Source organism: Micromonospora sp. NPDC004336 (assembly GCF_053602615.1).
Genome location: NZ_JBSGDY010000164.1, coordinates 1 through 10,392, shown reverse-complemented (window position 1 = coordinate 10,392; position 10,392 = coordinate 1). Strand labels below are relative to the sequence as shown.

Here is a 10,392-nt window from a genome sequence, read left to right as displayed (position 1 = left end):
CCGCAGGCGTGGCGATCCGGGCTGGCCGGGGCGTCGCCGGACGGCCCGGACGGGGCAGCTCGACAGCGTCACGTGGGCACCCGTGCCCCGGCCGGCCACCGCCCGCACGCCCGACGGCAGGAGCGTGGGGCCACCGGCCGCCGGCGTCCGGATCTTGGTAGGTTCGGGCCCCTCCGGGGGCCGGAACCTACCAAGATCTGTTCACTCGTCCGCCTCCAGGAGCGCGGATGAGCTTCCACAATCCCAAGCTGCCCTGGTCGGAGCTTGAGCGCGTGCTCTCCGGTCGGAAATCCCGCACGGAGCGGCACCTGCACGTGGTGGACCCGCTGGCCGTGGACGCCGACGGCGGCGACTCTCCCGCCTGGAGCCGCAGGCGGGAGCAGTACCAGCCGCCCGAGCTGGCCCGACCCGACGGTGCGGTGCCGTACGCCGAGCTGCACGCGCACACCAACTTCAGCTTCCTCGACGGCGCCAGCCATCCCGAGGAACTGGCCGAGGAGGCCGCCCGGCTGGGCCTGACCGCGCTCGCCGTCACCGACCACGACGGCTTCTACGGGGTGGTGCGCTTCGCCGAGGCGGCCCGCGCGCTGCACCTGCCGACGATCTTCGGCGCCGAGCTGTCCCTGGGCCTGCCCGGCCCGCAGAACGGCGAGCCCGACCCGCTCGGGCGGCACCTGCTGCTGCTCGCCCACGGCCACGAGGGGTACGCCCGGCTCGCCTCGACCATCGCCCGCGCCCAGTTGCGCGGCGGGGAGAAGGGCCGCCCGGTCTACGGCGAGCTGGAGGAGGTCGCCGCCGAGCTGCGCGACCACGTGCTGGTGCTCACCGGCTGCCGCAAGGGGCACGTGCCGGCGGCGCTGCTCACCGAGGGGGTGGACGCGGCGGCCGGCGAGCTGGACCGGCTGACCGCCCTGTTCGGCGCGGAGACGGTGGCGGTGGAGCTGACCGACCACGGGCACCCGGTCGACGCCGACCGCAACGACGCGCTCGCCGAGCTGGCGGCGTCCGCCGGCCTGCCCACGGTGGCCACCAACAACGTGCACTACGCCACCCCGGGCCGGCGGCGGCTGGCCACCACCGTCGCCGCCGTCCGGGCCCGGCGCAGCCTGGACGAGATCGACGGCTGGCTGCCTGCGGCGGGCACCGCCCACCTGCGCAGCGGCGCCGAGATGGCGGCCCGGTTCGCCGCGTACCCGGGGGCGGTGGCCCGGGCCGCCGAGTTCGGCGCCGAGCTGGCCTTCGACCTCCAGCTCGTCGCGCCGCGGCTGCCGGCGTACCCGGTGCCGCCGGGGCACACCGAGATGAGCTGGCTGCGCCACCTGACCGAGCGGGGGGCGCGGGAACGCTACGGCCCCCGCCAGGCGCACCCGAGGGCGTACGCGCAGCTCGACCACGAGCTGAACATGATCGAGGAGCTGGGCTTCCCCGGCTACTTCCTGGTGGTCTACGACATCGTCACGTTCTGCCGGGAGCAGGACATCTACTGCCAGGGGCGGGGCTCGGCGGCCAACTCGGCGGTCTGCTACGCGCTGCGGATCACCAACGTGGACGCCGTCCGGCACCGGCTGCTCTTCGAGCGCTTCCTCGCCCCCGAGCGCGACGGCCCGCCCGACATCGACGTGGACATCGAGTCGGACCGCCGGGAGGAGGTCATCCAGCACGTCTACGCCCGCTACGGCCGGGAGCACACCGCCCAGGTCGCCAACGTCATCTCCTACCGTCCCCGCTCGGCGGTGCGGGACGTGGCCAAGGCGTTCGGGTTCTCGCCCGGCCAGCAGGACGCCTGGAGCAAGCAGATCGACCGCTGGGGCTCGGTGGCCGCGGTCGACGTCGAGGACATCCCCGAGCAGGTGGTGGCGTACGCCGACGAGTTGCAGACCTTCCCCCGGCACCTGGGCATCCACTCCGGCGGGATGGTGATCTGCGACCGGCCGGTGATCGAGGTGTGCCCGGTGGAGTGGGGGCGGATGCCGGGGCGCAGCGTGCTCCAGTGGGACAAGGACGACTGCGCCGCCGTCGGCCTGGTCAAGTTCGACCTGCTCGGGCTCGGCATGCTCTCCGCGCTGCACTACGGCTACGACATGATCGGGATGAGTCTGGACCTCGGCGGCATGACGCTGGACGACCCGGAGGTCTACGACATGCTCTGCCGGGCCGACTCGGTGGGGGTGTTCCAGGTGGAGAGCCGCGCCCAGATGGCCACCCTGCCCCGGCTGAAGCCCCGCGAGTTCTACGACCTGGTGGTCGAGGTGGCGCTGATCCGGCCCGGCCCGATCCAGGGCGGCTCGGTGCACCCGTACATCCGGCGCAAGAACGGCGAGGAGCCGGTGGAGTACGCCCACCCGCTGATGCGCAACGCGCTGGAGAAGACCCTCGGCGTGCCGCTGTTCCAGGAGCAGCTGATGCAGCTCGCCATCGACCTGGCCGGCTTCGACGCCGCCGAGGCCGACCAGTTGCGCCGGGCGATGGGCGCCAAGCGCTCCGCCGAGCGGATGGCCCGCATCGCCCACCGCCTCTACGCGGGCATGGCGGAGCGGGGCATCACCGGCGAGCTGGCCGACGACGTCTACCGCAAGCTCTCCGCGTTCGCCAGCTACGGCTTCCCGGAGAGCCACGCGATGAGCTTCGCCTATCTGGTCTACGCCAGCTCCTGGCTCAAGCGCTACCACCCGGGGCCGTTCCTGGCCGCGCTGCTCAACGCCCAGCCGATGGGCTTCTACTCGCCGCAGACCCTGGTCGACGACGCCCGCCGGCACGGGGTGGAGGTGCGCCGGCCGGACGTCAACGCCAGCGGCGCCAGGGCGGTGCTGGAGTCCACCCCGCGGACGCGGTGGGGCAGCGTGCCGGGGGAGCCGCCGCACGCCTGGGGGCTGGGCGGCCCGGCCGTCCGGCTGGGGCTGTCCGGCGTGCGTACCCTCGGCGACGGGGTGGCCGAGCGGATCGAGGCGGAGCGGGCGGCGCACGGGCCGTACCGCGACATGCCGGACCTGGCCCGGCGCGTGGGTCTCACGGCCGCGCAGCTGGAGGCGCTGGCCACCGCGGACGCCTTCGCCTGTTTCGGGCTGTCCCGGCGGGAGGCCCTCTGGGCGGCCGGCGCGGCGGCCCAGGACCGGCCGGGCCGGTTGCCCGGCACGGTGACCGGCGCGACCGCGCCCACCCTGCCCGGCATGGAGGCGGTGGACCGGCTGGTCGCCGACGTGTGGGCGACCGGGCTGTCGCCGGAGAGCCACCCGGCCCGCTTCATCCGCCCGCAGCTCGACGCCCTGGGCGCGGTGCCGATCGCCCGGCTCGGCCGGGTGGAGCCGGGCCGGCGGATCCGGGTCGGGGGGATCGTCACCCACCGGCAGCGCCCCGCGACCGCCGGCGGGGTCACCTTCCTCAACCTGGAGGACGAGACGGGGATGCTCAATGTCACTTGCTCCCCGGGGCTCTGGCAGCGCTACCGTCGAATCGCCCGCACCAGCGCGGCCCTGGTGGTGCGCGGTCGGTTGCAGCGGCACGAGGGAGTCACCAACCTCACCGCCGACCGGCTGGACGCCATCGAGCCGCCGGTCAGCCCGGCATCGCGCGACTTCCGTTGACGGCAGTGATCCACATTACGGTTTTTCGGCGCCGATGGCGGGAGACTCCTGCTCGCGCGGGCAGAGCGGCCCGCGTGGCACGAGGGGGAACGAACCGATGACGGGGAATCACGGATACAGCGGCGGAGTGGCCAACTCCCGGCGGACCCGGCTCAGCGCCGGCTGGAGCCCGGCGCACCACACCGAGCCTCGCGAGTACGAGATCACCGAGGGCCCGGTGGCCAACGCCCTGCGGTCGCGGGCCGAGGAGGACGGCGCCACCGGCGAGTCCTGACCGCCGGCGGCGGGCGGCCCGGCGTCGGGGCTGGACCGGGTGACTAGGCTCGATCGGGTGGAGCAGACCCCAGGCCGGCTCGCCGGGCCGCCGTTGACCCCCCGTACCGCCGTGATCTGGTCGGTGCTGCGCGCCGAGCTGGAGCGCCGCGGCGACGCCGCGCTGACCGTGCTCGACGTCGGCGGCGGCACCGGCGGCTTCGCCGTCCCGCTCGCCCAGGCCGGGCACCGGGTGACCGTGGTCGACGCCAGTCCCGACGCGCTCGCCGCGCTGACCCGCCGGGCCGCCGAGGCCGGCGTCGCCGAGCGGGTTCGCGCCGTGCAGGGCGACGGCGACGCGCTCGCCGGGCTCGTCGAGCCGGGCGCCGCCGACCTGGTGCTCTGCCACGCCGTGCTGGAGGTGGTCGAAGACCCGGCGCCGGTGGTGGCCGCGCTGGCCGCCGCGCTGCGCCCGGGCGGCGCCGCGAGCGTGCTGGTCGCCGGCCGGGCCGCCGCGGTGCTGGGCCGGGCCATGAACGGGCACCTCGACGTCGCCGCCGCGCTGGCCGACGACCCGGCCGGCGCCGCCGGTAGCCGGGACACGCTGCGCCGGCGCTACGACGCCGAGGGGGCCGCCGCGCTGCTCGGCGCCGCCGGGCTGGTGGTCGAGGAGATCCACGGCGTACGCGTGCTCGCCGACCTCCTTCCCGCGGCCGTGGCCGACGGCCAGCCGGCCGCCCTGGTGGAGCTGGAACGGACGCTCGCCGCGCGGGCCCCCTGGCGGGACCTCGCGGCCCAGCTGCACCTGTTCGCCCGCCGACCGTGACCGACCCGCTGGGGATCGTCGCGCCCCGCTACGGCGGCGGCAGCCTCGCCGACGTCCTGCCCAGCGCGCTCGCCGTGCTCGGCGTGCCCGGCGCCGCCGACCCGCTCGGGCTGGCTCCCGCGCTGGCCGGGGTGCGTCGGGTCGCGGTGCTGCTCGTGGACGGTCTCGGCTGGCACCAGATCCCGACCGCCGCTCCGCACGCGCCGACCCTGGCGGGCCTCGTCGCGGCCGTCGGCCGGCCGTTGACCTCCGGTTTCCCGTCCACCACGCCGACCAGCCTGGTGACGCTGGGCACCGGTGCCGCGCCCGGGGCGCACGGCGTGCTCGGCTTCACCGTGCGGGTGCCCGGGACCGACCGGGTGCTCAACCACGTCGAGTGGGCGGCCGAGCCGGAGCCGCTGCGCTGGCAGCCCGTGGGCACCCAGCTCCAACGGGCCCGGGCGGCCGGGGTCGCCGTGACGGTGGTCAGCCGGCCCGAGTTCGGCGGCAGCGGGCTGACGGTGGCCGCCAACCGGGGCGGCGACTACCGCGGCGCGGCCGGTGTCGACGCGCTCGCCGCGCGGATGCTCACCGCCCTGGCCGCCGGGCCGGGCCCCACCCTGGTCTCCGGCTACCACCCCGACCTGGACCGGCACGGCCACCTCACCGGTGTCGACTCGGCGCCCTGGCGGCTCGCCGCGGCCGAGGTGGACCGGCTGCTCACCCGGCTCGTCGACGGGCTGCCGTCGGACGCCGCCCTGCTGGTGACGGCCGACCACGGGCAGCTCGACGTGCCGGCCGGGCACCGCGTCGACCTGGACGCCGATCCCCGGCTGCGCGCCGGGGTGGCCGTGGTCGCCGGGGAGCCCCGGGTCCGTTACCTGCACGTCACGCCCGGCGCCCGGGACGACGTGGTGGCGGCCTGGTCGACGGTGCTCGGCCCCGCGGCCCGCGTCCGTACCCGGGAGGAGGTGGTGGCCTCGGGCTGGTTCGGTCCGGTGCCCGAGGAGCACCTGGCCCGCATCGGCGACGTGGTGGTGATCTGCAACGGCACGTACGCGGTGACCGCCTCCCGGTCCGAGCCGCCGACGGTCTCCCGGCTGGTCGCCTACCACGGGGCGGACACGGCCGCCGAGATGACCATCCCGCTGCTGGTCGTCCGGGGCTGAACGGCGGGCGTCGGCCCGGTCGCGACGGACCACCCCGGCGCCGGTCCCGGGCCTCCCGGCGCTGTCACCGCCCGTTCCCGGCGAGCCAGGACGGCCGGCGTCGAGCAGGGCCTCCTTCGGCGACAGCGCGGCCACGCTTTCATACGCCCGTATTGTACGGTCGTCTTGTACAAATGTATTGTACGTATGTACAGTCCGCTGCGTGACCAACTCCGTCTCCCACCGCGCCGGCGGCCGCGAGTGGCTCGGCCTCGCCGCCCTCGTGATCCCCGCCCTCCTCGCCTCCATGGACCTCTCCGTCCTGTTCATGGCCGCGCCCTGGATCAGCGCCGAACTCGAACCGAGCACCGGCCAGTACCTGTGGATCATGGACATCTACGGCTTCGTGATGGCCGGCCTGCTCGTGACGATGGGCAGCCTCGGCGACCGCGTCGGGCGCCGCCGGCTCCTGCTCGTCGGCGCCCTCGCGTTCGGCGCGGCGTCCCTGCTGGCCGCGTTCGCCAGCACCCCGGAGCTGCTCATCGCCGCCCGGGCCCTGCTCGGCCTGGGCGGGGCGACCCTGGCGCCGTCGACCCTCTCCCTCATCCGCGGCATGTTCGTCGACGACAACCAGCGGCGCACGGCGGTCGGGATCTGGACGGCCGGCTTCACCGGCGGCATCGCGATCGGCCCCATCGTCGGCGGCTTCCTGCTGGAGCGCTTCTGGTGGGGCTCGGTGTTCGTCATCAACGTCCCCGTCATGCTCCTGCTGCTCGCCGTCGGGCCGTTCCTGCTGCCCGAGTCGAGGGACCCGGCCCCGGGCCGGTTCGACCCGCTCAGCTCGGTGCTCTCCCTCGGCGCCGTCCTGCCGGCCATCTACGCGGTCAAGCACTTCGCCGAGGAAGGCCCGAACGTGCCGTCCCTGGTGGCCCTCCTCGTCGGCCTGGCCGTCGGTGCCCTCTTCGTGCGCCGGCAGCGCCGTGCCGAGCACCCGATGATCGACGTGCGGCTCTTCTCCAGGAGCTCCTTCTCCGCGGCCATCGGCGCGAACACGGCGATCGCCTTCGCCAGCGCGGGCATGGGCCTGCTCGCGGTCACGTTCATGCAGACGGTGCTCGGCCTGAGTCCGTTCGACGCCGCGCTCTGGATGCTCCCGACCATCCTGGGCAGCGTCGTCGGCGTCGCCGTCGCGTCCGCGCTCGCGCCGCACGTCCGGCCCGGGGTCCTCGTCGCGGCGGGACTCGTCGCCGCCGCCACCGGATTCCTGCTGGTCAGCACCATGCGGGCCGACGCGCCGGTGTGGTGGCTGATCGCCAGCTACGGGCTGCTCACCCTCGGCGTCGGGATGACCAGCACCCTGGCGACCTCGCTCGTGCTCACCACGGCGCCGCCCGAGCGGGCGGGGGCCGCCTCGGCGATCTCCGAGACGAGCACCGAGTTCGGCGGCGCCCTCGGCATCGCCGTGCTGGGCAGCATCGCCGCGGGCATCTACCGCTCGGAGATGACGGCCGAGGTGCCGGCCGGGCTCGACGAGGGGCTCGCCCACACCGCCACCGACACCGTCGGCGGCGCCCTCGCCGTGGCCGGCCAGGCCCCGGCCGAGGTGGCGGGCCTGCTGCTGGACCGGGCGTTCGCCGCCTTCACCGACGGCTTCACGGTCACCGCCGTCGTCGGCGCGGCCATCCTGCTCGGCGGGGCGCTCGCCAGCGCCGTCGCCCTGCGACGCGTGCCGCCGGGGGAGCCGCCCGCCGAGCGAGCCTGACGACCCGGGCCGCCGCTCCCGCCTCCACCGGGGCGGGTGCGGCGGCCTGTCGGGGGTGGCGGCTAGCCTGCGGGGATGGGTCGCAGCCAGTCGTTGCCCCGGGGCGGCGATCCCCGGTTCGGGCCGGACGCCGACGACGCCGGCTGCCCGATCCTGCACGTCGACATGGACGCGTTCTTCGCCTCGGTCGAGGTCCGTCGGCGGCCGGAGCTGCGCGGCCGGGCCGTCGTCGTCGGCGGGATCGGGCCGCGCGGCGTGGTCAGCTCCGCCAGCTACGAGGCCCGGCGCTACGGCGTCCGCAGCGCGATGCCCACCGCGCGGGCCCGGGCGCTCTGCCCGCACGCGGTCTACCTCCCGCCGGACTTCGCGCAATACTCGGCGGCCTCCCAGGCGGTCATGCGGATCTTCCGGGACGTCACCCCGCTGGTCGAGCCGCTCTCGCTCGACGAGGCGTTCCTCGACGTGGCCGGCGCCAGGCGGCTCTTCGGCCCCCCGGCCGCCATCGCCCGGCGCATCCGCGAGCGGGTCGCCGGGGAGCAGGGGCTGACCTGTTCGGTCGGGGTCGCGCCGAGCAAGTTCGTGGCCAAGCTCGGGTCGACCCGCGCCAAGCCCGACGGCCTGCTCGTCGTCCCGGCCGCCCGGGTGCTCGACTTCCTGCACCCGCTGCCGGTGTCGGCGCTGTGGGGGGTGGGGGAGCGCTCCGCCGAGACGCTGCGCCGGCTCGGCCTGACCACCATCGGCGACCTCGCCGAGGCGCCGGTCGGCATGCTGCGCAAGGCGCTCGGCGAGGCGTCCGCCGCCCACCTGCACGAGCTGGCCTGGGGGCGGGACCCGCGCCGCGTCAACCCCGAACAGGCGGAGAAGTCGATCGGCGCGGAGGTGACCTTCGACGCCGACGTGGCCGATCCGCTGGAGATCCGCCGGGCGCTGCTCGCCCTCGCCGAGAAGGTCGGCGCCCGGCTGCGCCGGGCCGGGCAGGTCGGCCGTACGGTGTCGCTGAAGGTGCGGCTGGCCGACTTCCGCACCGTGAGCCGGTCGCGCACGGCGGGCGCGCCGACCGACGTCGCCCGGGAGATATTCGACACGGTCTGGGCGCTCTACACCGCCCTCGACCCGGGAGAGCGGGTCCGTCTGGTCGGCGTACGCGTCGAGGGCCTCGCCGGGGCGCAGGAGACCCCGCGGCAGCTCGCCCTCGGCGCGCCCGAGCGGGGCTGGCGCGAGGCGGAAGTCGCCGCCGACGCCGCGGCTGCCCGTTTCGGGCGGTCCGTCATAGGTCCGGCCAGTCTGCTCGGGCCCCGGGACGGCCGACGAAATGAAAATCCACCCCGGCCGTAGGTCGTCCCGCTTTCCGACGCGCGAGGGCCCTCGTAGACTTGCGGGTAAGCAGCCGGTTGGCTGCCACGGTCTGTCGGCCCGCCCGGGCCGACCCACGTGACCGGGGAGGAGTGCCGTGCCGCTCTCGGAGCACGAGCAGCGGCTGTTCGAGCAGATCGAGCGGTCGCTTGCCGAGGACCCCAAATTCGCCTCGGCCGTGCGCGCCAGCGATCCGCGTTTCCACGCGCGGCGTCGCCTGCTCGTCGCTGCCGGCGTGATCATCGCTGGGCTGGCCCTGTTGGTCTACGGCGCGGTGATCAAGACTCCGCCGCTGGCAGTGGCGGGTTTTGTCGTCATGCTGGCCTCGGCCGCGTTCGCGGTGCAGTCACACCGCCGGGCGCAGTCACCCGACCTGCACGTCGTGGGAGGGACGACGAGCCGTCGCCGCCCCCGCGGCGGTCGGGCAGGTCGCCGGCCCTCGATCCTCGACCGGATGGAGGACCGGTGGCGGCAGCGCCCGGAGGGGCACCGCTGACCCCGGCCCGCCGCTGAGGCGGGTCGCGCCGCCGCGACGACGAACCGCGTCGCCGGGTCTTCCCGGCGACCCCTGACGTATCCGCGCGCCCCGGGCGCGCCTCACGGCCTCGCCACGACGGGAGCGCGCGGCATCCGCGCGCTCCCGTCGCGTTTCCTTCGGGCCCGTGCCGGGCGAAGCCGCACCCCCGCGCTCCCGGCGGTTCCCACAGCCTCCCGGCCAGCGCCGCGCGCCGTCGCATCCGGCGCCGCGCGCCGCCCCATCCGGCGTCGCGGCGTCACTCGGTCAGGCCCCCCGCCGCGATGCCCAGCGTCGCGTGTCACCGGGTCAGGCCCCGCGCCGCGCGACGCCCTGCGACTGGTGCGGGGGCGTGGCGGCAACGGGAGCGGGGACGGGAAAGGGGACGGACCGGGAGCGGCGAGGTCGCCGCTCCCGGCCCGCGCGGCCGTCCGGTCGGTGGGTCAGCGGGCCATGCGGTTGGTGAGCAGACGGCGCGGGTTCCAGCGCATCAGCCGCGAGCGGCCCCGGCCCCGCGCGGCCAGCAGCCGGGACGACGCGTCGGTCGCGGCGTTGCGCCAGCTCAGCAGCACCGACGGCGGCAACACCGCCGCCATCAGGCGGGCCCGCCGGTCGGCCCGCGCGGCGAGGGCACCCCGGACGGCGCGCAGGGCCGGCAGGAGCGGCTCGCCGGTGAGCGGGTCGCGAGCGTAGCGGGCGCGTTCCTCGGCGCGGCCGAGCAGCCGTACGGCCGTTGTCGCCTCGGCGTCGGCGGTGAGCGTCTCCCGCGACAGCCGGTCGGCGGTGGCCCGGGGCGTCTCCGTCCGGTCCACCCGCACCCGGTAGTCCACCAGCGTGTCGAGCAACTCGTCCCAGGCGGCGTGCGCGTCCGCCCGGGCCCGGTCGGCGTCGGCGAGGACCACCATGCGCCGCCCGTCGGCGGGCCCGTCGCCGGCCGCCCCGGCGCGTACGGCCGCCGGGGCCGGCGCCGCCGCGCC

General features: G+C 76.1%; 7 protein-coding genes and 1 pseudogene. 7 read left to right on the top strand and 1 reads right to left on the bottom strand.

The annotated features are described in order from the left end of the window. Nucleotides 1–227: 227 nt before the first annotated feature. The 7 genes from ACWENR_RS25335 to ACWENR_RS25305 all read left to right on the top strand — a co-directional run bounded on the left by ACWENR_RS25335 (nt 228) and on the right by ACWENR_RS25305 (nt 9,397). Nucleotides 228–3,581, top strand: a complete 3,354-nt coding sequence (locus tag ACWENR_RS25335; protein WP_452279462.1) for an error-prone DNA polymerase — start codon at nt 228–230, stop codon at nt 3,579–3,581. Between the two features lie 97 nt (nt 3,582–3,678). Beyond that, a complete protein-coding gene (locus ACWENR_RS25330; protein ID WP_452279461.1) occupies nt 3,679–3,855 on the top strand; it encodes a hypothetical protein in 177 nt (58 codons plus the stop codon). A gap of 39 nt (nt 3,856–3,894) precedes the next feature. Continuing rightward, entirely contained in the window at nt 3,895–4,659 is a 765-nt protein-coding gene (locus tag ACWENR_RS25325) for a methyltransferase domain-containing protein (protein WP_452279460.1), read from the top strand. Then, nucleotides 4,611–5,807 (top strand): alkaline phosphatase family protein, encoded by a 1,197-nt coding sequence (locus ACWENR_RS25320; protein WP_452279465.1) that lies wholly within the window; start codon nt 4,611–4,613, stop codon nt 5,805–5,807. Before ACWENR_RS25325 ends, ACWENR_RS25320 begins: the two co-directional genes overlap by 49 nt. Nucleotides 5,808–6,009: 202 nt before the next feature. Continuing rightward, nucleotides 6,010–7,548: an MFS transporter gene (locus tag ACWENR_RS25315; RefSeq protein ID WP_452279459.1), complete on the top strand. Its 1,539-nt coding sequence runs from the start codon at nt 6,010–6,012 to the stop codon at nt 7,546–7,548. A gap of 75 nt (nt 7,549–7,623) precedes the next feature. Next, a complete protein-coding gene (locus ACWENR_RS25310) occupies nt 7,624–8,883 on the top strand; it encodes a DNA polymerase IV (RefSeq protein WP_452279458.1) in 1,260 nt (419 codons plus the stop codon). A gap of 115 nt (nt 8,884–8,998) precedes the next feature. After that, the gene (locus ACWENR_RS25305) at nt 8,999–9,397 is read left to right on the top strand and encodes a DUF3040 domain-containing protein (RefSeq protein ID WP_091104824.1); all 399 of its coding nucleotides are present in this window, start codon (nt 8,999–9,001) and stop codon (nt 9,395–9,397) included. A gap of 461 nt (nt 9,398–9,858) precedes the next feature. Here the strand turns inward: ACWENR_RS25305 and ACWENR_RS25300 are convergent. Next, nucleotides 9,859–10,392 (bottom strand): annotated as a pseudogene (locus tag ACWENR_RS25300) (transglutaminase domain-containing protein); the annotation flags it as partial.